Source organism: Paraburkholderia sp. A3BS-1L (assembly GCF_051125215.1).
Taxonomy (GTDB): Bacteria; Pseudomonadota; Gammaproteobacteria; order Burkholderiales; family Burkholderiaceae; genus Paraburkholderia.
Window position 1 is genome coordinate 528,294 of the sequence record NZ_CP120443.1, and the last position, 22,454, is coordinate 550,747.

The 22,454-nt window shown below is 65.2% G+C and carries 20 protein-coding genes, 2 tRNA genes and 1 rRNA gene; 17 read left to right on the forward strand and 6 right to left on the reverse strand.

Annotated features, from left to right (window positions below):
- The first annotated feature begins 13 nt into the window (after positions 1 to 13).
- Both P5W99_RS17560 and P5W99_RS17565 read left to right on the forward strand, forming a co-directional pair.
- The gene (locus P5W99_RS17560) at positions 14 to 1,723 is read left to right on the forward strand and encodes a DUF2300 domain-containing protein (RefSeq protein ID WP_421027061.1); all 1,710 of its coding nucleotides are present in this window, start codon (positions 14 to 16) and stop codon (positions 1,721 to 1,723) included.
- A 72-nt stretch (positions 1,724 to 1,795) separates the two neighbouring features.
- Entirely contained in the window at positions 1,796 to 2,614 is an 819-nt protein-coding gene (locus P5W99_RS17565) for a YfaP family protein (RefSeq protein ID WP_434664020.1), read from the forward strand.
- A gap of 27 nt (positions 2,615 to 2,641) precedes the next feature.
- Here the strand turns inward: P5W99_RS17565 and P5W99_RS17570 are convergent, their stop codons facing one another.
- Positions 2,642 to 3,475 (reverse strand): isocitrate lyase/PEP mutase family protein, encoded by an 834-nt coding sequence (locus P5W99_RS17570; RefSeq protein ID WP_434664023.1) that lies wholly within the window; start codon positions 3,473 to 3,475, stop codon positions 2,642 to 2,644.
- A 296-nt stretch (positions 3,476 to 3,771) separates the two neighbouring features.
- Between P5W99_RS17570 and P5W99_RS17575 the strand changes: the two genes are divergently transcribed.
- A complete protein-coding gene (locus tag P5W99_RS17575) occupies positions 3,772 to 4,956 on the forward strand; it encodes a pyridoxal phosphate-dependent aminotransferase (RefSeq protein ID WP_421026463.1) in 1,185 nt (394 codons plus the stop codon).
- Positions 4,957 to 5,006: 50 nt separating this feature from the next.
- Here P5W99_RS17575 and P5W99_RS17580 read toward each other — a convergent pair whose 3' ends face one another.
- Positions 5,007 to 5,240 (reverse strand): hypothetical protein, encoded by a 234-nt coding sequence (locus tag P5W99_RS17580; protein WP_421026464.1) that lies wholly within the window; start codon positions 5,238 to 5,240, stop codon positions 5,007 to 5,009.
- 37 nt (positions 5,241 to 5,277) lie between these two features.
- Positions 5,278 to 5,742, reverse strand: coding sequence for an Lrp/AsnC family transcriptional regulator (locus P5W99_RS17585; RefSeq protein WP_035534757.1), 465 nt, complete (start codon positions 5,740 to 5,742; stop codon positions 5,278 to 5,280).
- Between the two features lie 136 nt (positions 5,743 to 5,878).
- On the opposite strand from P5W99_RS17585, the gene P5W99_RS17590 reads away from it, so the two are divergent.
- Positions 5,879 to 6,505 carry a LysE family translocator gene (locus P5W99_RS17590; protein ID WP_421026465.1) on the forward strand — a complete coding sequence of 209 codons (627 nt, stop codon included), beginning with the start codon at positions 5,879 to 5,881 and terminating at the stop codon, positions 6,503 to 6,505.
- A gap of 27 nt (positions 6,506 to 6,532) precedes the next feature.
- Here the strand turns inward: P5W99_RS17590 and P5W99_RS17595 are convergent, their stop codons facing one another.
- Positions 6,533 to 7,048, reverse strand: a complete 516-nt coding sequence (locus P5W99_RS17595; RefSeq protein ID WP_421026466.1) for a DUF1993 domain-containing protein — start codon at positions 7,046 to 7,048, stop codon at positions 6,533 to 6,535.
- 380 nt (positions 7,049 to 7,428) lie between these two features.
- Between P5W99_RS17595 and P5W99_RS17600 the strand changes: the two genes are divergently transcribed.
- The 3 genes from P5W99_RS17600 to P5W99_RS17610 all read left to right on the forward strand — a co-directional run bounded on the left by P5W99_RS17600 (position 7,429) and on the right by P5W99_RS17610 (position 10,267).
- Positions 7,429 to 8,037 (forward strand): hypothetical protein, encoded by a 609-nt coding sequence (locus P5W99_RS17600; protein ID WP_421026467.1) that lies wholly within the window; start codon positions 7,429 to 7,431, stop codon positions 8,035 to 8,037.
- Positions 8,038 to 8,327: 290 nt separating this feature from the next.
- Entirely contained in the window at positions 8,328 to 8,612 is a 285-nt protein-coding gene (locus tag P5W99_RS17605) for an RNA-binding protein (RefSeq protein WP_421026468.1), read from the forward strand.
- A 377-nt stretch (positions 8,613 to 8,989) separates the two neighbouring features.
- Positions 8,990 to 10,267, forward strand: a complete 1,278-nt coding sequence (locus P5W99_RS17610) for a L,D-transpeptidase (RefSeq protein ID WP_434664028.1) — start codon at positions 8,990 to 8,992, stop codon at positions 10,265 to 10,267.
- Between the two features lie 45 nt (positions 10,268 to 10,312).
- Here the strand turns inward: P5W99_RS17610 and P5W99_RS17615 are convergent, their stop codons facing one another.
- Complete coding sequence (locus P5W99_RS17615; RefSeq protein WP_421026470.1) at positions 10,313 to 11,212, reverse strand: DMT family transporter; 900 nt, start codon at positions 11,210 to 11,212, stop codon at positions 10,313 to 10,315.
- A 132-nt stretch (positions 11,213 to 11,344) separates the two neighbouring features.
- Complete coding sequence (locus P5W99_RS17620) at positions 11,345 to 12,985, reverse strand: ABC1 kinase family protein (RefSeq protein ID WP_434664031.1); 1,641 nt, start codon at positions 12,983 to 12,985, stop codon at positions 11,345 to 11,347.
- Between the two features lie 227 nt (positions 12,986 to 13,212).
- Between P5W99_RS17620 and P5W99_RS17625 the strand changes: the two genes are divergently transcribed.
- From P5W99_RS17625 to P5W99_RS17670, 10 genes are all read left to right on the forward strand, one after another.
- Positions 13,213 to 13,968, forward strand: coding sequence for a DeoR/GlpR family DNA-binding transcription regulator (locus P5W99_RS17625; RefSeq protein WP_421026472.1), 756 nt, complete (start codon positions 13,213 to 13,215; stop codon positions 13,966 to 13,968).
- A 444-nt stretch (positions 13,969 to 14,412) separates the two neighbouring features.
- Positions 14,413 to 15,498, forward strand: a complete 1,086-nt coding sequence (gene phnS / locus P5W99_RS17630; protein ID WP_421026473.1) for a 2-aminoethylphosphonate ABC transporter substrate-binding protein — start codon at positions 14,413 to 14,415, stop codon at positions 15,496 to 15,498.
- Positions 15,499 to 15,599: 101 nt separating this feature from the next.
- A complete protein-coding gene (gene phnT / locus P5W99_RS17635) occupies positions 15,600 to 16,727 on the forward strand; it encodes a 2-aminoethylphosphonate ABC transport system ATP-binding subunit PhnT (RefSeq protein WP_421026474.1) in 1,128 nt (375 codons plus the stop codon).
- Entirely contained in the window at positions 16,705 to 17,628 is a 924-nt protein-coding gene (locus P5W99_RS17640; RefSeq protein WP_421026475.1) for a 2-aminoethylphosphonate ABC transporter permease subunit, read from the forward strand. The genes phnT and P5W99_RS17640 overlap by 23 nt, the downstream gene beginning before the upstream one ends.
- On the forward strand, positions 17,618 to 18,508 hold the full coding sequence (phnV, locus tag P5W99_RS17645) for a 2-aminoethylphosphonate ABC transport system, membrane component PhnV (protein WP_434664035.1): 891 nt from the start codon (positions 17,618 to 17,620) through the stop codon (positions 18,506 to 18,508). Before P5W99_RS17640 ends, phnV begins: the two co-directional genes overlap by 11 nt.
- A 117-nt stretch (positions 18,509 to 18,625) precedes the next feature.
- Entirely contained in the window at positions 18,626 to 19,312 is a 687-nt protein-coding gene (locus P5W99_RS17650; protein WP_421042735.1) for a GntR family transcriptional regulator, read from the forward strand.
- A 68-nt stretch (positions 19,313 to 19,380) separates the two neighbouring features.
- Positions 19,381 to 19,935, forward strand: coding sequence for a phosphonate degradation HD-domain oxygenase (locus tag P5W99_RS17655; protein WP_421026478.1), 555 nt, complete (start codon positions 19,381 to 19,383; stop codon positions 19,933 to 19,935).
- 473 nt (positions 19,936 to 20,408) lie between these two features.
- Positions 20,409 to 21,941: ribosomal RNA gene (locus P5W99_RS17660) — 16S ribosomal RNA — on the forward strand.
- 65 nt (positions 21,942 to 22,006) lie between these two features.
- Positions 22,007 to 22,083, forward strand: a tRNA-Ile gene (locus P5W99_RS17665).
- A gap of 49 nt (positions 22,084 to 22,132) precedes the next feature.
- Positions 22,133 to 22,208: transfer RNA gene (locus P5W99_RS17670), tRNA-Ala, on the forward strand.
- Positions 22,209 to 22,454 lie beyond the last annotated feature (246 nt).

The window sequence follows — 22,454 nt, forward strand, 5'->3', positions numbered from 1 at the left end:
GGCCGGCGTGAGGATGCGTATTGCCGGCTTGAGCGCGGCGCTCGTCTTCGCAATGGTTGCGTTTGCAATCAGTTTGCCGCGACCTGCGCAGGCTGCGGCGCCGTCGGCCCTGCGCTTTGCCTGGCTGCACGATGGCAGCGCGCGACTATGGACATTCGATGCCGCGGCCGAGGCCAGCGCACCGGGTCCCGGCACGCCGTTGCCGCCGACGCTCAAGACGCAGCTCGGCAGCGTCTGGAAGCTGTTCGTATATGCGTATCTCGTCGACCAGCGGATTCCCGCGCCCGACTATCAATGCGATGGCAGCGATCGCGAGGAGGTGTACTGCTGCATGATCGGCCGCCATATCGACCGCGATCGCGCGCTGGTGCAGTCATGCGGCCTCTTTTTCGAGCCGCACAGATTGCAGCTCGATCCGGCGGGCTGGCGCCAGTATTGGCGCGCCCGGAAGGCGCCCGCATGGCTGCAGGATCTCTACGCACTGCGCCCGGAGCGCCGCGTGCGTGTGGCCGATCTGCTCGATGCCTTGCAGGCCGTGCCGGCGCGCGCCCGCGACGACACGGGGGGCACGCTGGTGTCGGTCGTCACGAGCGGGCGCGGCGAGGGCACCGTATCGCTCTATGGCAGCCTGTTGCGAGCCAAGACTTGGACCATGCCCGATCCAGCGGACTCCGGCGGCTACGAAGGCGGCGCGGCCGGCTGGCTGGCCGATGGCACGCCGGTCTGGCTTGACGGGCGCGGGGGCAGCATGCGCGTGCTGGCCGCTGCGGCGCCGCGTATTGCGCCGCTGGTCGCGCAGAGCGCCGTGCCTGACGACCGTGCCTGTGTGGTCGTCGACTTTTTTTCTCGTTATCCGATCCGAAACGTGATCGATATGCGCGCGGGCGGACGACCCGCGCAGCCCGGTCTGCTCGACGGCAAATTCAGCGTGAGATTTGAGAACGGCAACTGGCTGCCCATCGAAAGCCATGGCGAGTTGCTGCTCGATCGGGACGAGAACGGCAAGCCGCGCATCGTCGGCCGCTTTGGCATGAACGACTATGTCGCGCGCGTGGTCGAGCGCGAAGGCGACACTGCGCTGCCGCAGGCGGCGCGCGCACTCGCAGTGGCCGCGCGCAGCTATCTCGCGCAGAACGCAGGCCGCGCGCGTGGCTGCTACCGCATCGACGACAGCAGCCGCACGCAGCGCGTCTTGCCGCGCGCGCCGCGCGGCGCTGCGCGCAGCGCCGCCGATTTCACTGATGGGCTCGTGCTTGCTGGCGTGCCGGTGCAGTTTCATCACGACAAGGCGGCGCCCGGCCAGATGAGCTGGCTCGACGCGAAGGCCGCGGCGCAACGGGGCCTCGCGTTCGATGCGATTCTCGCGCGCACCTGGCCGCAGGCTACGCTCACCTCGTTCGCGAGCCCGCTCGCGGGCGACTGCGAACCGGTGGCGGGCGCGCGCGACTGGCTGAGCCGCGAGGCGCCGGTCTGGGCGCAGCGTCTCGCGGGCGAGGCGGGCTACGAAGCCCCCGAGCTGCCGGCAGTCTGCGAGGTGACGACGGGCCGCCCCTATGCCGATGCCGCGCGTAATCGCGTCTATATCCGCCGCCTGCGCTCCGATGACGACCGCATTGCGCTCGCGCACGAGTATCTGCATCTCGCGTTTGCGCACCATCCGCGCGGGCAGGACGAGGCATTTATCGAGCAGACCGCGCGCAAGCTGATCCTCACTGGAAGTTGAATGAACATGAAAGCGTTCAATATATTTGCCCCCTCCGCGCATGATCGCGACACGACAACCAGGCGAACCCGCATGCATCCGATCCGGCTCCCTCGTCGCTTCTCTGGTCATTTCTCGCGCCACGGGCTCGCGGGCGCTGCGCTTGCGCTCGGTGCGTTCACGAACGCCGCGCATGCCGACACCATCGATTTAGCCGCGCCGCTGAACGGCTGGCGCAATTCGGCCGGCGACGAAGCGCGCTATACGCAGGACGTCCACTATCCCGCCGTCGCCGTGAGCACGCCCGAGGGCCAATCGGCTAACGCGTTGATCGCGGGGCACATCAAGGCGGCGCCCAAGGCCAGGCCGGGTACCTCGGTGGGCACGCTCGTGGTGAACGGCACGCCCATGCCTCAGCGCATCGAGGAAGACGGCGAGTTCTCGCGGCCGTTTGCGTTCGGCGCGGGCAGCAACAGCGTGGAGCTGCGCACGGCGGACGGCACGCGCAAACGCGTGCAGTTCTACGACGCCTACACGGGCAAGACCCAGGCGCGCCTGCGGATCGTGCTCGCGTGGGACACCGACGGCACCGACCTCGACCTGCACGTGGTGTCGCCCGACGGTGTGCACACGTTCTACGCCGACCGCGTGGCGCCGAACGGCGGTGCGCTCGACGTGGATGTGACGACGGGCTACGGCCCCGAGATCTACTCGAGCGCTGCACCACTGCACGGCACGTATCTTGTCTACGTGAACTACTATGGCAGTGGCCACAGCGGCAGCGACATGACTGTGGCGCAGATCACCATCATCACCGACGAAGGCACGCCGAACGAAAAGAGCGAGACGATACGCGCACCAATGCGCAAGCCCGGTGAGCTGACGCTCGTGAAGCGCTTCGTCGTGCCGTGAGCGACGGAACGGCAGCGTCGAAAAAAATCAGGAAGGATCCCTGGATAAATCGTTGAGCTGATTGCCCTGCGCAGCATCGACGAAACCGTCGAAGCGACCCTGCACGAGCGTCTGGGCGGCACGCATGAAGCCACCCCATGCGGAACGTGCCAGTGCGCCGCCCACGCTCACGCGCCGCACGCCCAACGCCGCTAGATCCTGGAGCGTGAATGCCGAAGCCGTGCCGATCAGCACGTTGACGGGCTTGGGCGCAACGGCCGCAACCACCGCAGCGATGTGCTCGCGTGCGTGGATGCCCGGCATGTAAAGGCAGTCTGCGCCCGCCGCCGCATAGGCCTTGATGCGCGCGAGCGCATCTTCGAAATCGGGTTCGCCAGTGAAGAAGTTTTCCGCGCGCGCGACCAGCAAGGTATCGCCGCCGCGTTCGTCGATGGCGCGTCGCGCGGCCTTCACGCGCTCCACGGCGATCTCCAGCGGGAACAGCGGCGCGGCGGGGTCGCCAGTCGAATCCTCTATCGAGAGCCCAGCGACACCCGTGTCGACGGCGAGACCCACGCTCTGCGCAACGTCGGCGGCATCGGCGCCAAAGCCATTTTCGAAGTCCGCGTTGAGGGGCAAATCAGTGGCCGCGACCATCTCGCGCAGATGCGCGAGGATCGCCTCGCGAGGCAGTGAATTGTCGGCGCGGGCGCGCGACCACGCAAAACCCGAACTGGTCGTGGCGAGCGCCTTGAAGCCGACGCTCTCTAGATAGCGCGCGCTGCCCGGATCCCAGGGGTTGGGCAAGAGGAAGCAGCCGGAAGTATGCAAGGCTCGGAATGCGGCGCGTTTTTCCGCGACGCTGCGTGGCGAAGAGGGCATGGCGTGTCTCCAGGAGTGGCAGAGGACTGGGCGGCGAGCCGACGATATGGCGCGGCCGCGACCGCATCGAGCGGGGTGAGCGAGAGCCGGTGCGGCAAGGCCGGCCAGCGTGCATTGTGCTCCGGTGTGCGCCGGCGCGCTCGCGCGGTGCCGGGGGCACAGAAACCTTCCCGCTATTTTTCCACGATCGCGTTCCTTGGTATCGTGATGCTCGCGCCGTGCGAACGCGCATCACGCCATGCGCACGGATTGAACATGAATCGACGCAGGCGGCGTCGCAAGGAGACTCGCTGACGATGAAATATTCGAATCTGGTGGAGCGCTTGCAGGGGCGGCGCACGTCGGCGTGGGAGATCCATCACGCCGCGATTCAGGCGGCGGCGCGGGGCGAAGACGTGATCGTGTTGAGCGTGGGCGACCCGGATTTCGCAACTCCGGAGCCTGTCGTCGAGCGGGCCGTGGCGGCATTGCGCGCGGGCGATACGCATTACACGGCGATCATGGGGCGCGAGCCGCTGCGCGAAGCCATTGCCCGGCAGCACGCGGCGGCGGGCGCGCCGGACGTGAGCGCGCAGAACGTGATTCTGTGCGCCGGTGCGCAGAATGGTGTTTTCGCCGCGTCGCTATGCCTGTGCGAAGCCGGCGACGAGGTGCTCGTGCCGGAGCCGATGTATCTGACCTACGAAGCTGCGATTCGCTCGTCGGGCGCGACGCTCGTGCCGGTACCCGTCGACCCGGACAACGGCTTTCATCTCGATTGCGATGCCCTCGAAGCGGCGCTTACGCCACGCACGCGGGCGATCTTCCTCGCCACGCCGTGCAACCCGACCGGCGCGGTGATGCCGCGTGAGCATCTCGCGCGTATCGCGCAACTCGCGCAGCGTCACGATCTCTGGGTGGTTTCCGACGAGGTCTATGCCGATCTCACGTTCGAGCGCGAGCACGTAAGCATTGCGATGCTCGACGGCATGGCGCCACGCACCGTGACGATCGGCAGCCTTTCGAAATCGCATGCGATGCCGGGTTGGCGGTTTGGCTGGGTGATTGGGCCCGAAACGTTGATTGGCCATCTGGGGCGGCTTGCCTTATGCATGTTCTATGGCTTGCCCGGCTTCATCCAGGAGGCCGCGCTCACGGCGCTGGAGCAGCGCGAGCCGATCGTCGCGCAAATGCGCGCGATTTACCGGCGCAGGCGCGACCTTGTTCATGCGCGCCTGAGCGGCGTGCCGGGGCTGCGTTGCCTGCTGCCGGAAGCCGGCATGTTCATGATGATCGACGTGCGCGGCACCGGCCTCGATCCGCACGCGTTCACGTGGCAGCTATTCGAGGCGCAAAAAGTGTCGCTGCTCGACGCGAGCGCATTCGGCGAAACGGCAAGCGGCTATGTCCGGTTCGGCTTCGTGGTCGACGATGAGCGGCTCGTCGAGGCCTGCGAGCGGATTGCGGCCTTTGTCCGGCAACTGCCCGGGAAGGGGCGCTAGCGTTCGTCGAAATTCAGGCGCGCTGGCGGTCCGCGCCTGAAGCAAGTCCGTCAACGATTGCCATCGAACAGGTCGTTGAGCATTTCGTCGAAGGCCGTCTGGGCGTCTTCCAGCTCCTGCAGCGCGGCGTCGAACGTCTGTAACGCGAACTGCGACGGCCGGCCTTCGCCTTGCGGCGGGAATTGCGTCTGCAACGCGGCGAATGCCGTCTTGACGCGTTGCGTGGCGTTCAGCACGCGGTCCATTGCGGCGGCTTCTTCAGCTCGCGCCTGTTCTGGGTTCATCGAAAGCTCCGTTATGAGAAAAGAAAGTGTGGGGCGCTCACGGCAAAGGCAGCCGGCCCTCGGACTTCACCGCGCGCAGCGAGAGCGCCGATTCGACCGATGTGACACCCGGCAGACTGCGCAATTCGTCGCGCATGAATGTGCCGTAGTCGTCGAGGTCGCGTGCCACGATCATCAGAATATAGTCCGCCGTGCCGGCCACGTTGTGGCACGAAAGAATCCGCTCGATTGCACAGACTTCGCGCTCGAAGCGGTCGGCCAGCGCCCGGTCGTGCACGGCGAAGCGCACCGAGACATAGGCGAGCACGCCGTAGCCGAGCGTGCGCCGCGAGAGCATGGCCCGATAGCGTTCGATATAGCCTTCCTGCTCGAGCCGCTTGAGGCGGCGTGCGCAGGGCGTTTCGCTCAAGCCGACGGTTTCGGCGAGCCGCGCGATCGGCATTCTGCCGTCCGCCTGCAGGGCGCCGAGGATCGCGCGGTCGAGTTTGTCCAGATCGCTCATGGCGCGGAGTGCTTTCCTGATTTCGATGACGAAATTGTAGGGTATTCCGCTTCATATTGAAGAGTTATCCACAAAAAACGTCAGAAATCGCTCCGGCATTGGCGGCAATATAGAGCCTCTTCCAAATGAGGCCAACATGATTTCCGCTCACCTGCTTTTGATGTTCATTGCCGCTCTGGTGGTGGTCTGTGCATTGCCGGGGGCGGACATGGCACTGGTGATGCAGACCAGCATGAGCCGCGGCGCGCGGCGTGGTTTCGCGGCCGCTTGCGGCCTCGGGCTCGCGCGCGCCACGCATGTCACGCTTTCCGCCTGTGGTCTGGCGGCGCTGCTCCATAACGCACCGTGGCTCTATGAGATCGTGCGCTATGCCGGCGCGCTCTACCTGACCTGGATTGCCGTGCAGATTTTCCGCGCGCCGGGTTTTGCCTTGCCGGATCAGGCCGCTGCGATGGCCGAGCGCCCGCTGCGAGCGGACTTCTTCAAAGGCCTGCTCACCAACCTGCTGAATCCGAAGGCGCTGCTGTTCTGCTCGGTGCTGCTGCCGCAGTTCATTCGCCCCGAGGCGGGGTCGGTCTGGCTGCAGGTGACCGAGTTGGGCATCCTGCTCGTGATCGTGTGTGCGCTCTTCGACATGATCTATGTGCTGGGCGCGTCGCGGATCGCCGTGTGGCTGCGCCGACATCCGCTGGCGCAGACCGTGCAGAAATGGGCCTTCTCTTCGGCGCTCATTGGTTTCGCGGTGCGGCTTTCGCTCGATTGATGCGCGAAAGCCGCGCGCCCGTGTGCCTCAGGCGTTCGGCTTGTTGCCCAGATAGTCGAGCTTGCCAAGTTCGACGCCGTTGTGACGCAGGATGTCGTACGCCGTCGTGACATGGAAATAGAAGTTGGGCAGCACGAACGCCAGCAGGTAGTTCTGGCCCGTGAACTCGATCGGACCCGAGCGCATCTTCAGCGTGATGGTCTTGCCCTCGGAACCATCGATTTGCTCGGGCTTGAACGTGTTCAGGTAGTCGATCGTCTTCTGAATGCGCGCGTGCAGGTCGTCGAAGCTGACTTCCACGTCTTCGAATTTCGGTGCGTCTACGCCTGCGAGGCGCGCGGCGCAGCCCTTCGCTGTGTCCGTGGCAATGTGGATCTGGCGCGCGAGCGGCAGCATGTCGGGGAATAGCCGTGCGCCGGTCAGCACCGAGGGGTCGATCTGCTTTTCAGCTGCGTGCGCCTGCGCCTTGCCGATGATGTTCTGCAGGTTGGCGAGGCCGCGCACGAGCACGGGCACCGAGGCGTGATACATGGTGATGGACATGGGAATTCCTCGTTTCCTTGAATGTGCACGCCGGACTCCGGGGCGGAGATGGGCGGGCGGATCATTATGCGCCATCGGATTTGCCGCTGCCATTGCCTGAACGGCCGATCTTGCGGTGGCGCGCGAGTTCCGGCGCTTGCCCGTCGAATTGATCTGCATGACGAAGTAAAAATTCCGTTATGGATCGCGTAGTTCGCGCATGGCTTGTTCATGGTCTGGTGCGCTTGTCTGGCGGCGCTCAGGTAGTGGCGAATGCCGGGTGCTGTCTGCCGGGCGTGGCCTGATGCTGCATATTCACCACGTGAAATTTGGATGTGTTTTAATTGTCCGGCATTGACCATCCATTTCGCGTCGTACGGCAGCGTACGATGCGCCTATCCATGAACGCAGAATTGGCAGAAAAACGTCGCGCCGGGCGTCGCATGGCAGAGGGCAGGGCATACCGGAGGGGCTTGTGCGGCTGGCGCTCGCTCGGTTGCACGCTGCATGGCGTGCTGCTGGCGCTTGCCGTCGGCGGCGTGGCGCGCGGTGCGCCCGCCATGGCGCAGGAGGCGCAGCTTTTCGATGCGCGCGTTACCCAGGAGTCGGTGGCGGAGACGATTTGCCGGCCCGGGTATGCCGATACCGTGGCGCCCCCGTTCGACGAGACGATGGCGCAAAAGGGCCGTCTGCTCGCGGCACGCGGGATCGATTCCGATGAGGGTGTCGCTTACGCGCTCGACCGGCGCGTGCCAATCCTGCTCGGCGGTTCGCCGGATGCGGCCGCGAACTTCGACTTGCTGCCGTGGGGCGGCCATGCCGGCGAACGGCGCAAGTCGCTCCTTACGGTGCGGCTCAAGCGTTGCGTCTGCGCCGGGAGGATATCGCTCGCCCAGGCGCAGGCGGCCATCTCCGGCAACTGGGCGCACCGGTACGATCAACTCACGCGCATGCAATGTGGCACGGATATGGGCGATACCACTTCAGCGAGCAGCGACGAAGGTCAATAGCTCGCGCGCGGTCGTGGCCATTGCCGGCACGTTGATTGCGCACGCTCCAGAATCGACGGTGCTGAACGGCGAGTATTTGACAATATGACGCAGCGCGCTGGCTGGAGATTAGGCATATCCTGACTATCATCAATAAAAGTGGAGTGAGCGAAATGCTACCGTCGACTCTTTTCCTGCTTGTAACCGTGATCCTGCTCGGACAGGCGGTTGGAGCCCGCGCAAAGGCGCGCGCGAGTCTTCAGCCCGTGCGGGTGCGAGCCGACCGAGCGCGCCGCCAACGGTAGTTCGACATGCACCTGACCGTCTGGAACGTCCCCGAAACCTGTAGCGAAGAAGAAGTGCGCGACTTCGTCAAACGTGAGCTCGGGCATTACGCCAAGGGTGTCACGGTGTACGACGTGGGCACGTCGAACGCACACGCAGACATCGAACTCGATTCCGATGTGCCCTACGTGGGCGAAGCAGTTGCGCGCGAGTTGCAGAGCCGGCGCCTTGCCGGTGTCGCGCTGCGCGTGAGTGCCGCGCCGTTCGACGGCGAGGCGCAGCAGGATGCACGGCCAGCGTCCGTGCGCTGATTCTCAGAGATGGCCTCGACGATCGTGCCCTTCTCGTATCGGCGCGATGGCTTTTCCCGCCTGGTTTGCTTCTTCGCCGTGTTTTCGTCGGCGAATTGAGCTTCCTGTCCGGTCGCAACGGCCGCCAACTGCGCGAGCCGGCTGACCGTTTTCATATCCATCCCATCGCCGCCCATGCATTGTCGTGCGCAGACCGCTTGCGTGCAGCGTGCCTCGCGTGCCTGTCGCCTTGTGCTGCGATTTGCGCGTTTTGTCTGGTTTAATGGCGGGTGGTCCTGCCGGGACACTGGCACGGTGTGCGCGTCATGGCGTGCACGCGCACCGGTCGGCGTCGTGGCAATCTATTCCAGACAAAACAGAAATTAGCCGGATTCACAATGAACGAAGACTTTTCGCGCTGCGCTCTTGCGCGCGTGAACGGTGGTGTCCGGGGCGACACCACGAACGCCCATTCCAGGGGGGCGTTGCGTGCGCCATGGCGGATTCGCCGCGTGCTGGGCGCAGCTTTCTGCGCGTGGTGGGCTGCCAGCGCCTGGGCTGCGGGTGTCGCCGGGGCTGCGTCGGGCCCGCATGCGACGTCGGGGGCCGTGCAAGCGGCTCGGGCAGCGTCCCATCCGGCGGCGGCATCGGCTGGTGGGGCGGCATCGGCGCCTGTGCGGGCATCGTCCGCGCAGGGCGTAGCCGCGACATCGGCGGCGGCTTCGTCAGCGAGGCCGGCTTCATCGGCGTCGAGCGCAGCGGAGCTTTCGCCGGCTGCATCAGCGGCTTCAGCGGCATCGGCATCGTCCGCATCGTCCGCCGCGGCGCCGGCGCAGCCCGCGTCCGTGCCTGCGCCGCTCGTCTTGCCCGAGCACCCGGATCTCACGCCCGAGCAGGCCGCCGAGGAAACGCACCGTGCGCTGGCCATGCGCCGGACCTTCGCGAGCAGCGTGAAGCGCCGTCTGCGCGTGCCGCCCGCCGATCAGCGCGCTTACGGTCAACGCCTGCAGGCCGCGCTCGACGAAAAGAATCTCGGTGCGCTGGCGGGCGAGTTCGTCATCCTCGTGGATCGCGCCGCGACCGTCCAGGCGCTCTTTATCTACTTCCGCGCGATGCCGCACGAGCCGTGGCAGATGATCGGCGCTTCGCCGGTCGCGACGGGCCGGCCCGGCGAGTTCGATCACTTCCTCACGCCGCTCGGCGTGTTCGAGCACACGCCCTCGAACATGGACTTTCGCGCGGAGGGCACGATGAACGAGAACGGCATTCGCGGCTACGGCGCGCGCGACATGCGCATCTACGATCTCGGCTGGGTCGACGGCGAGCGCGGCTGGGGCAAGGGCGGTTTCTCGCCGATGCGTTTCCAGATGCACGCCACCGACCCCGACCGTCTCGAGCCGCTGCTCGGCATCCGCCATTCGAAGGGCTGTGTGCGCATTCCCGCGTCGTTGAACGCTTTCATCGATCACTACGGAATCGTCGATGCCGAGTATCAGGCGCTCGTCGATTCGGGCAAGTCGCTGTGGGTCCTGCACCCCGGCCGCGAGGTCACGCCGTGGGCGGGGCGCTTCATCGTCGTAATCGATTCGCAGCGCAAGACGCGGCCCGCGTGGGCGCCGGCGCCGGGCAGCAAGGCGCGTGCGAACATGCCCAAGGGCGGCGACACGGCCGATTGATGGCAGATTGACGGCCGGTCGATGGCCGGTCGATGGCGGATCACGTCACCCGCGCCGCGCGAGCACCACGCCTGCGAGCGCCACGCCGAAGCCCGCCATCTGCACCGGCGCGAGCGTTTCGCCGAACAGCAGCCAGCTTTCGAGCGCGGCGAGCGGCGGCGCGAGAAAGAGCAGCGCCGTGGCGCGGGCCGCATCGCCGTGGCGCACCATCCAGACAAGCAACGTCACGCCCACGCCGGAGAGCATCGCGATGCCCCATGCAAGCGAGATCCAGAGTGTCGTCGAGGCAATCCAGCGATGCTCGCCCAGCGCGAGCGCCAGCAGCGCTGCAACCACCGTCGCGCCCGCATTCTGGACCGCGCTCGCGCTGCGGATGTCGGCCTTGGCCAGCGAGGTCTTTTGATAAAGCGTGCCTGCGGTGATCGCCCCGACCGCGAGCACCGCGACGAGCACGACCAGGAGCGGGCTCGCATGCGTGCCCGAGGCATCGGCCGCCGCTGCAGCCGGGACGCCCGCAGCGGCGGCGCGCAGTTTCGGCATCAGCACGAGCACCACGCCCGCGAGCCCGAGCGACAAGCCTTGCCAGCGCCGCATCGTGAGCCGCTCGCCGAACAGCGGCGCGGCAAGTGCGGAGGTCAGCAGCGGCTGCAACGCACCGAGTAGCGCCATCACGCCCGCGCTCAGGCCCTGCGCAACGGCCCAGTAGCTCGCCCCCAAATACACGCCTTGCAGCAGCGCGCCCGCGAAGAGGTGCTTGCCGAACTCGCGCCCGCGCGGCCATGGCGCGCGCAGCGCGAGCGCGACGCAGGCGAACAGCAGCGCGGTCCCGCCGAAGCGCGCGAGCAGGAACAGGTTGGGATCGGCATACGGGGCGATCGCGCGGGCGACCACGAAGCCAGTCGACCACAGGACGACGAAGAGGGCGGGAGCGAGCGAGTCAAGCATCGGTTCTGGTAAAGGTGGCGCGGCGCCCATACGGGAGTTTGTCGCGAACGAACGGCGAACGAACCATGGCCATCGCGCGGGCAACGTGCGGAAGACCGGGAGTATCGCCGGGGCGAACCGTGCCGGTCTTGTTCAGGGCTGCACTGAGGCGGGGTAGGAAGGTCCGGGATGCGGCGCGCTCTCGCGGCTCGCCTGGCTGACGGGCGGCGTGGCGAAGAGCGTCGCGGCCACGCCGATCAGCGCGGCGGTCAAGGCGCAGGCGATCAGCAGTGCGCGCGTGCGGCGGTGCTCGCGGCGCAGCGCCGCGAGCACCGCGGCCTGGGCTTGCGCCGCGTTCGGGCCGTGCTCCGTGTGCGTGTGATGCTGCATGAAGTGGTAGATGAGTTGCGGCACGCGCGGCGCGATCTGCGCGAGATGCGGCAACTCCTGGGACAGCCGCTTGATCCACCCTTGCGCGCCGAGATCGCGCTTCGCGATATCCCTGAGCGTCGCGCTTGTAATGCCCCAGGCGTCCACGCCCGGATGAATCGTGCGTGCGAGCGTCTCGGCGTTGCCGAATGCGCGCTGCGCTGCGGCGAGCCGCGGCGACACCTCGCCGCCGAACGGCTGCACCGAGTGCAGCAGATGATGAAACAGCGCCCCCGCACTGCGTGTGCTGGCATCGCTGGCGAAATGCGCTTCGCTGCGCGTGCGCAACTCGGCTTCGATCTGCTCGGCGCGCGCGTGCCCGGGCACGTGGCCCGCAACGTGATGCAGCGCGGCGAGGCGCGCGTAGTCCTGTTCGAACAGCGCCGTTGCGCCGTGCACGAAGAATTCGCGCTCCGGCGAAGACAGGCTCGTCATCAGCGCCGCGCTCGCGAACACGAGGCGGCCGCGCGTTTGCGGCTCGATGCTCACGGCCACGCGCCGCGCGTCGATGGCCGTGTGGAAGAAGCCGTGCTCGAATGCCTGCTGCGTGACGACTTCGATCAGATGCGCAGCCACGCGCGTCACGTTGATGTGATGCTCCGCGAGGCCGGTGAGGTCGGTCACGCGCACGGTGTCGAGGTGCTCGACCGTGAGCGTCTGTGCGGTGCAGCAGTCCCAGATCACGTCGGGCACGAGGACGCGCGTGTCGTTGGCGAGATGGTGTCCGGTCTGGCTCAGATTCGCGGCCTGCGCGCGCAGATCGAACCGGCGTTGCAGGTCCTCGCGCAGCGTTTGCGCGAGCGCGCGCAGGCCGAGCTTGCGCGCCGCGCCCGAGAAGCGCTCGAGCCAGCGCGCGACGGCGCACAGCAGCGCGGCATCGTCGTCGACTTCCTGTGCCTGTTTCGCGCGCAGTACGCGCACCGTCACCATCTGATGGCCATTTACCGGCAGCGCGAGGCGCGCGACGTGGGTTTGCTCGCACCAGCCGTTATGACAGGGCGCGGGATCGATCCACGAAAAGATCGTTTGCGGCGGCTTGCCGAACGCGGCGTGCAGGGCGGCATCGAGTTGCGGCGGCGAGAGCGGCGCTTCGAAGTGATCGATGGCGTCGATGGCGTCGTGCAGCGTGGCCGCGGTGAGTTCGGGCCTGGTGACGAGCGTCTGCGCGAAGGCGCCCGCGAGCGGCGCGAGGCGCGGCAGGGCGCTCGACAGATGCGTGGCGAGGCGCTCGTCATCGCGCATGCGCGCGGCGAGCGAGACGATCCAGTGCAGCTTGTGATGCTCGGGCGCTGCGAGCCAGATCAGCCGGATGCCGTAGCGCAGCGCGCAGAACAGAAGACGCAGTTGGCGAAGTTGTGAGCGCATGGGGAGCGGCCGTCGACGGAACGACAAATCGACAAAACGGAAAGCCGCCCAGTTCCCGGACGGCCGACATCAGATTAACAGGGATGACCGCGCGCTGGCAGCCGTTTCGATTCGCTTCGGCGCGGTGTGCGCGACCGGAGCGCTCCGTCACGGCACGCGCAATCCGGCACGCGTAATACAATACGGCGGCTCTTTCGATAACACGCCGCGCAATCGCGCTCACCGAGATGCTCGCAGAACAACGCCATCAGTACATCCTTTCGCAAGTAACCCGGACCGGCGCGCTTTCCGTGGCAGATCTCGTGCGCGAGCTGCGGGTCTCGCGCGAGACGATCCGGCGCGACCTCAACACGCTCGCGGGGCGCGGGCTGCTCGTGACGACTCACGGCGGCGCGCTGTCCAGCGACCGTAGCGAGCCGGACCTCGACGTGCGCGAGGCCGCCAACGCGAACGCCAAGCGCGCCATCGGCGAGCGCGCCGCAGAGTTCGTGCCCGACGGCGCCTCCATCATCATCGATTCGGGCAGCACGACGCACGCGCTCGCGCGCGCGCTCATCGACCGCCATCGCCTCACGGTCTACACCAACGACTGGCGCATCGCGCTGCTGCTCGGCCGGCGCAACGAGAATCGCGTGACGATGCTGGGCGGTGAGCTGTCCGATCAGGAAGAGGCCACCTTTGGCCTCGATACGGTGCAGCAACTCGCGCAATATCACGTCGATTATGCGTTCGTGGGTGCGGGCGGCATCACCGCCGACGGCTGGCTCACCGACTACACGCGCATGGTCGCCGAGGTGCGCAGCCACATGCTCACGGCCGCGACCTGCGCGATCGTCGTGGCCGACAACTCGAAGTTCGGTCGCGTCACGCCGGTGCGCATCAACGGCTTCGAGCGCGCTCGTTATGTGATTACCGAACTCGCACCCGAAAAGAGCATTGCCCGCGCCATCGCCGCGCGGGGGCCCGAGCTCCTCGTCGCCTGATTTTCTTCGCCCGGGTTTCCCGCCGCTATGGCGCGCGCCCGCGCGGCGCGGCCTGCTCTATTTCCCTCGTTCCCCGCCTCCCGGGCGGATCCGCCGATCTGCGCTTGTGCACTGCCGCGAGCGTTTCTGCGGCCAATGTCGTATGCTGATTTTTGGCGAATTGTGGAATTTTTTGACATTTGCCACAATCGTCATGGCCTTGTCACGAAAACCTGTGATTCTTGCCGGGCCCGTTCAGACGGGGCCGGCGCGCTTGACGAGGCAACTCCTGGTGTGCAGTGGGTCCGGTGACTTGCGGGTGGCAATGACAAATTGCAGACGATCTACAATTTGTTTGCCGCACCGGACGGGTACGAAAGGCGGCGCAGTCCGTCGACGTTCGACATTCGACTAAACACGCATCGGGTATCCCCGAGCATAGGTTTTTTGCCTTCGGAGAGCGACATGAACCACAGGAATTCCACTCGCGCGGGTTTCGCACGCAAGCTGTTGCCCATGATGGCCGCCGCCGCGCTGCTGCAAGGTGCGGCCCTGAGCGCCCACGCCGCTGGCTCGGTTGTGCTGTACACGGCTGACGGCCTCGAAAATCTCTACAAGGACGTGCTGCCCGCCTTCGAGAAGAAGGAAGGCGTGAAGGTCAATATCGTGACCGCGGGCAGCGGCGAAGTCGTGAATCGCGCCAACGTCGAAAAAGACGCGCCCAAGGCCGACGTTCTCATCACGCTGCCGCCGTTCATCCAGCAGGCGCAGCAAAGCGGCCTGCTGCAGCCGTACCAGAGCGTGAACTACAAGAACGTGCCGGCGATTGCGAAGTCCGCAGACGGCTCGTGGGCGACCTTCGTGAACAACTACTTCTCGTTCGCGATCAACCCCGAAGTCGTGAAGAACCAGCCGAAGACTTTCGCCGACCTGCTGCATCCGGACTACTCGGGCAAGGTGGCGTACTCGAACCCGGCCACGGCCGGCGACGGCATGGCCGTGATCATCCTCACGACCTCGCTGATGGGTGAAGACAAGGCGTTCGAGTATCTGAAGAAGCTCGAGCAAAGCGCCAAGTTCCACACCAAGGGCACGGGCTACCTCGACGTGCTGCTCTCGCGCAACGAGATCGCAGTGGCCAACGGCGACCTGCAGATGGATCTCGACGATGCGGCCAACGGCGGTCTGTCGCTCAAGCCGATCTTCCTCGCTGCCGAAGCAGGCGGCCATCCCACCACGTTCCAGCTGCCGTACGCCATCGGCCTGATCAAGAACGGTCCGAACCAGGCGGCGGGCAAGAAGCTGATCGACTACCTGATGTCGACGGAAGTGCAGTCGAAGGTGCCGGACATCTTCGGCATTCCGGGCCGCACGGACGTGGCGCTCTCGGGCAAGAACGGCGCGGCGGTCAAGCAGGCGATCGAAGGCGTGAAGCTGATTCCGGTCGACTGGAACCAGGTGATGGAGAAGAAGGCCGGCTGGACCGCACGCTGGAAGAACGAAGTGATCGGCTCGTCGGGCAAGCAGATCGAAGTCGTGAAGCCGAAATAAGTGGTTGCAGCAGGCAACTGAGCACTACCTGAGTACGGTGTATGGGATGAGATCCGGCGCTGGAGCGAAGCGCCGGCTCTCATCGAGAGGAGATGAACCCGGTGAATACCGCAAGCCTTGCGCCGGCCCAGATGGCCCGCGCACTGCCGGATGTGTCCGGCTTGACCGATGTCGCTGATGCCGCCGATACGGGCCGGCTGGGCGGCGCCGCGGGCGTGCAGATCGAGCGCCTGAGCGTGCGCTTCGGCACGCGCACGGTGCTCGACGACCTGTCGCTCACCATCCGCCGTGGCGAATTGCTGACCGTGCTGGGCCGCAGCGGTTGCGGCAAGACCACCTTGCTGCGTTTCATCGCCGGGTTTATCGAAGCCGACGCGCTGGCGGGCTCGCTCACCGTCGCGGGACGCGACCTGACTCACGTGCCGCCGCATCAGCGCAACCTGGGGCTGCTGTTTCAGAGCTATGCGCTGTTTCCGCATCTCTCGGTGTTCGAGAATGTCGCGTTCGGGCTCAAGGCACGCCGCGTGCCTGCGCGCGACATCGCGCGGCGCGTGGCGGATGCGCTCAAGCTCGTGCAGCTCGGCGACGCGGGCCACGTGATGCCCGCGCAGCTCTCGGGCGGTATGCAGCAGCGCGTGGCGCTGGCGCGCGCGCTCGTAATCGAGCCGGACGTGCTGCTGCTCGATGAGCCGCTTTCGGCGCTCGACGCCAATCTGCGCGCGTCGGTGCGCTCCGAACTCAAGGCGCTGCACGAGCGCCTGCCCGATCTCACGATTGTTTGCGTGACGCACGATCAGGACGACGCGCTGGTGCTTTCCGATCGCACGCTCCTGATGCGCGACGGCCACATCGCGCAGCTCGGCACGCCGCAGCAACTCTACGACACGCCCAACGATGCCTACGTCGCGCGCTATCTCGGCGCGGCGAACCTGTTGCCGCCGAGCGTGGCGTTTCCGGTGGGCGACGCGCGTTACGGCGTGCGCGACAAGCTCGCGTGCCTGCGCCCCGAAAGCCTGCGCATCGTGCCGCTCGGCGAAGGCGGCCTGCACGGCACGATCGAATCCGTCGAATGGTATGGCTCGGTGCTTTCAGTACCGGTGCTGCTCGACGCGATGCCGAACGAACCGGTGCTCGTCACCATGCAGCGCGGCCACGGCATGACGCCGGAAAAAGGCATGCGCGTCTCCCTGCATTACGAGGCTGACGATGTCGTCCTTATCAACCCCTGATTCTGCTTTCCCGGGCGCGCCGCTTCCCGGCGCCGAAGCGCATGCGGCCGTCCAGCGCCGCCGCGAGCGGCGCGCGCAATGGCACATCGCTTTCTTGCTCGTGTTCGTGCTGGGGCCGCTCGTGGTCTATCCGCTCGTGCGGCTCGTGCTGCTCAGCTTGACCGGCGCCCACGGCCTGAGCTTGCACGCCTATGCGGCGTTCTTCGGCAATCCCGATTCGCGCGGCGTGATTGGCACGACGCTGTGGATTCTGTTCCTCAGTGCGGGCATCGCCTCGTTGCTGGGTGTGGCGATCGCCGCAATCCTGTTCTTCAAGCCGTTTCCGGGCGCTCGCCTCGTCACGCGCTTTCTCGAACTGTTCGTGGCGTTTCCGTCGTTTCTCGTCGCCTTCACGCTGATCTTTCTTTATGGCTCGCAAGGCTCGGTGAGCATCGGCCTGCAGCGGCTCTTCCATCTGCAGGCGCCGCCGCTCGATTTTCTGTTCGGCATCGGCGGCGTGGTGCTCGCGGAAGTGGTGTTCTATGCGCCCTTCGTGGTGCGCCCGACGCTCGCCGCGTTCGCGCTGCTCGACATGCGCCTGATCGAGGCCGCGCGCAGCCTGGGCGCGAACAACCGCATGGTCGCCGCGCGCGTGATTCTGCCGCTCGCGTGGCCGGGCATCGCCGCGGGCACGATCCTGTGCTTTCTGCTGACGTTCAACGAGTTCGGCATTCTGCTCGTGCTCGGCAGCGCGCATCTGGTCACGCTGCCGGTGGCAATCTATAGCTCGGCGACCGTCGATCTCGATCTGCCGACCGCCGCTGCGGGCGCGGTCGTCATGCTGGCGATGTCGCTTTCTTTGTATGCGCTGTATCGGCGCGTGAATCGCCGCAGCCATGGGGGCGCGCGCAATGGCAAATAATCCGGCAACCAATCCGGTTGCGGCGTCGTCGGATCACATCGCGCTGCCGCTCAAGCATCTGCGGGCGCGGCCTGTCGAGCGCAGCGCGTTCGCGCGCATCGGCAGCGGCGTGCTGCTCGCGCTCGCGGCGCTGCTGTGTTTCTGGCTCTTCGTTCTGCCGGTGATCGTGGTCGCGCTCTCGAGCGTGGCCTCGCATTGGTCGGGCACGATCCTTCCCGACGGCTTCAGTACGCGCTGGTTCGAGCGCCTCGGCTCGAGCGACTTCGACGCGGTCGTCACGAGCCTCGAAATCGGCTTCGGCGTGGCGGTGCTCGGAACGGCGCTGGGGCTGTGGCTTGCGCTGGCGCTCGAAGGGCGCGACCGGCGCGGCCTCGGCGCCATCGCCGACGCGCTCGCGATGGTTCCCAACGGCGTGCCGAGCGTCGTGCTCGGTCTCGCGGTGCTGATCGCCTATCACAAGGCGCCCGTCGATCTGTCGAGTTCGGCGGCGATCGTCGTGTTCGTGCAGCTCGCGCTGGTGTTGCCGTTTTGCTATCGCTGCGCGGCGGCGGGGCTGCGTCCAGAGTTGAGAGTGCTGCGCGAAGCGGCCGCGAGCCTCGGCGCGCCGCCCTCGATGGTGCTGCGCCGCGTGGTGCTGCCGCAGCTGGTGCCGGCTATCCGCGCGAGTCTCGCGCTGGGCTTCGCAATCTCGCTCGGCGAACTTGGCGCGACGCTCACGGTTTATCCGCCGGGATTCGCGACGGTGCCGATTGTCGTGGTCGGTGCGGTCGAGCGCGGGTACTACCTGCCGGCGTCGGCGCTCTCGCTGATCCTGCTGATCGTGTCGCTGGCGGCGCTGTCGCTGATTGCGGCGCGTGCGCCGCGTCGCCGTGCGGATTGAAACCATGGCCAGCACGCGGGCTGACACGCAGCGCCGCCTCGCGGGATGGTCCAGCGGCGATGCCGACGCGGCAGACGGCACGCGGGCCGCGACCTGAAAGGAGTGCGCGTGGCAACGTTGACGCGCGATGTCGATCTACGGAGCGCCGCGCATTGTGATGCGGCGGCGCCGCTCGCGCTGGTGCGCGAGCGCTCGCTGACCGACCTGGTGCGCGACGAGATCGAGCGCTGCATCGCGGACGGACGGCTGGTGCCTGGCGCGAAGCTTGTCGAGTCCGAATGGGCAGCTCGATTGCAGGTGTCGCGCGGACCGGTGCGCGAAGCGTTTCGGGTCCTCGAGCAGGCAGGGCTCGTGCGCAACGAGAAACATCGCGGCGCGTACGTGCGCAGCGTGTCGAAAACCGAGGCGGGCGAGCTTGCTTTGCTGTGCTCGGCGCTTGAGGAGGCGGCTTGCCGGATGCTCGCGGCGCGTATCGACGCGGCGCAGGTCGCCGCGCTGCGCGACCGGCTCGATGCCATGCGCGGCGCGCTCGCCGACGACGCTGCGTTTGCGCGCGCGCGCGAGGCGTTTCGCGACGCGCTCGTCGAAGCGGCCGGCAACGGCAAGCTGTTCGAAGCGCATCGGCGCGCCGTGAACGAATGGCGGCTGGCACCGCGCTTGCCGCAAACCGACGCGATGCGGCAGGCGACCTATGCGCGGCTCCGGGCGGTCTTGAATGCGCTAGCGTCGCGCGATGCCAATGAAGCCGCCGCCCGGATGCGCGCGCAGCAAACGCCGGGCGAACTGGATGGCGGCGACGCCTGATGAGCGACAGGAGTCGTGACGGGGAGTAGCGACGCTTCGGAGCAAAGCGAATACAGGGGGTAGCAAGCATGGCACTGAGTCTGGAAGACATTCGCGGCTTGTTCGAGCAGCATGGCGGGCAGGCGTATAGCGGCGAGCCGGTGACGCAGCTTGAGCATGCGCTGCAAAGCGGTGCGTTGGCCGAGGAGGAAGGCGCGAGCGAGGAGCTCGTGGCGGCGGCGTTTCTGCACGACCTCGGGCATTTGCTGAATCGCCAGGGCGAAACGCCGACCGAGCGCGGCATCGACGACCTGCACCAGTACTATGCGCTGCCGTTCTTGCGGCCGATTCTGCCGGCAAGCGTGCTGGAGCCGATCAAGCTGCACGTCGATGCGAAGCGCTACTTGTGCGCAACCGACGAAGCGTACTTCGGCCGCTTGTCGGCCGATTCCGTGCGCAGCCTGCAATTGCAGGGCGGCATTTTCGACGCTGATGGCGCGCGCGAATTTGCCGAGCGCCCCCATGCAGACGACGCCGTGCGTCTGCGTCGCTGGGACGACCTCGCGAAGGTCGCCGGCAAGCAAACGCCGGATCTCGACCACTACCTGCAGATCGTGGATCGCCTGATGCAGCGCCACGCGTGAAGCGGTTGCGCGTCTTTTTTCGAGGGGTTCAAAAACCCCTTGCCAGATCGCATTCGCGTGACTAGAATTCCGCTCCTTCGCCCGCTGAAGTCCGGCAGCGAAGCCTGCCGCGAGAAACGGCGGGGCGTGAAGTCATCAGTTTTTAAACGGCGACGTTAAAAAAGATGTTGACGAAACGCGAAAGAGTCTGCATAATCTCGTTTCTCTGCTGCTGACGCAGCAACGCAGAAAGCGCCGGGTGGTTTGAAGTAGTTCCGGTGTCTTGTGCGACGCGATCTTTAAAAATTTACAGCCGATAAGTGTGGGCGCTTGATGGGTTTCGTGACCTGGTGATTCTTTCGGGGATGACCGGGAGTAGCGAAAGTATCAAGAGTCTCACACAAAAGTAAGTCAGGTTTTTGAATTTATTCAGAACCTGTCAGCTTTGAGTGAGCGACCTGTCTCGAGAGGGACAGAAAACAGTAACAGGTATTGAACTGAAGAGTTTGATCCTGGCTCAGATTGAACGCTGGCGGCATGCCTTACACATGCAAGTCGAACGGCAGCACGGGTGCTTGCACCTGGTGGCGAGTGGCGAACGGGTGAGTAATACATCGGAACATGTCCAGTAGTGGGGGATAGCCCGGCGAAAGCCGGATTAATACCGCATACGATCTTAGGATGAAAGCGGGGGATCGCAAGACCTCGCGCTATTGGGGTGGCCGATGGCGGATTAGCTAGTTGGTGGGGTAAAGGCTCACCAAGGCGACGATCCGTAGCTGGTCTGAGAGGACGACCAGCCACACTGGGACTGAGACACGGCCCAGACTCCTACGGGAGGCAGCAGTGGGGAATTTTGGACAATGGGCGCAAGCCTGATCCAGCAATGCCGCGTGTGTGAAGAAGGCCTTCGGGTTGTAAAGCACTTTTGTCCGGAAAGAAAACCTCTGGGTTAATACCCCGGGGGGATGACGGTACCGGAAGAATAAGCACCGGCTAACTACGTGCCAGCAGCCGCGGTAATACGTAGGGTGCAAGCGTTAATCGGAATTACTGGGCGTAAAGCGTGCGCAGGCGGTGATGCAAGACCGATGTGAAATCCCCGGGCTTAACCTGGGAACTGCATTGGTGACTGCATCGCTAGAGTATGGCAGAGGGGGGTAGAATTCCACGTGTAGCAGTGAAATGCGTAGAGATGTGGAGGAATACCGATGGCGAAGGCAGCCCCCTGGGCCAATACTGACGCTCATGCACGAAAGCGTGGGGAGCAAACAGGATTAGATACCCTGGTAGTCCACGCCCTAAACGATGTCAACTGGTTGTCGGGCCTTCATTGGCTTGGTAACGTAGCTAACGCGTGAAGTTGACCGCCTGGGGAGTACGGTCGCAAGATTAAAACTCAAAGGAATTGACGGGGACCCGCACAAGCGGTGGATGATGTGGATTAATTCGATGCAACGCGAAAAACCTTACCTACCCTTGACATGGACGGAATCCTGGTGAGAGCCGGGAGTGCCCGAAAGGGAGCCGTCACACAGGTGCTGCATGGCTGTCGTCAGCTCGTGTCGTGAGATGTTGGGTTAAGTCCCGCAACGAGCGCAACCCTTGTCCCCAGTTGCTACGCAAGAGCACTCCGGGGAGACTGCCGGTGACAAACCGGAGGAAGGTGGGGATGACGTCAAGTCCTCATGGCCCTTATGGGTAGGGCTTCACACGTCATACAATGGTCGGAACAGAGGGTTGCCAAGCCGCGAGGTGGAGCCAATCCCAGAAAACCGATCGTAGTCCGGATCGCAGTCTGCAACTCGACTGCGTGAAGCTGGAATCGCTAGTAATCGCGGATCAGCATGCCGCGGTGAATACGTTCCCGGGTCTTGTACACACCGCCCGTCACACCATGGGAGTGGGTTTTGCCAGAAGTGGCTAGTCTAACCGCAAGGAGGACGGTCACCACGGCAGGATTCATGACTGGGGTGAAGTCGTAACAAGGTAGCCGTATCGGAAGGTGCGGCTGGATCACCTCCTTTCCAGAGCTCATTGCGAAGTTCATTGAAGCGCTCACACTTGTCGGCTGTAGAAAAGACAGACTCAGGGGTCTGTAGCTCAGTCGGTTAGAGCACCGTCTTGATAAGGCGGGGGTCGATGGTTCGAATCCATCCAGACCCACCAATTTGTCTGCGCGGTGGCTGACTGGTAACCCCCTTGAGTATGCATGACTGGGGGATTAGCTCAGCTGGGAGAGCACCTGCTTTGCAAGCAGGGGGTCGTCGGTTCGATCCCGTCATCCTCCACCAATCCCTAATGCACAGCATCCTGCAGGAGCAGTTAAATGCAGGGAGTTTTGCATTGGCGATTGAGCCAGTCAGAGCGGTATGTGAAAACGTATCGGCTGTCGTTCTTTAACAATCAGGAAGAAGTAGTAAAGAGATTTATCTGAAACACACTTAGAGATGGGTGTGGAGTAGGTGAATCAGGGTTGTGATTGTATCGATGTATTTTTAAGTTCCTCGAAAGAGGGCTTTGGAATACGGCACAACGCG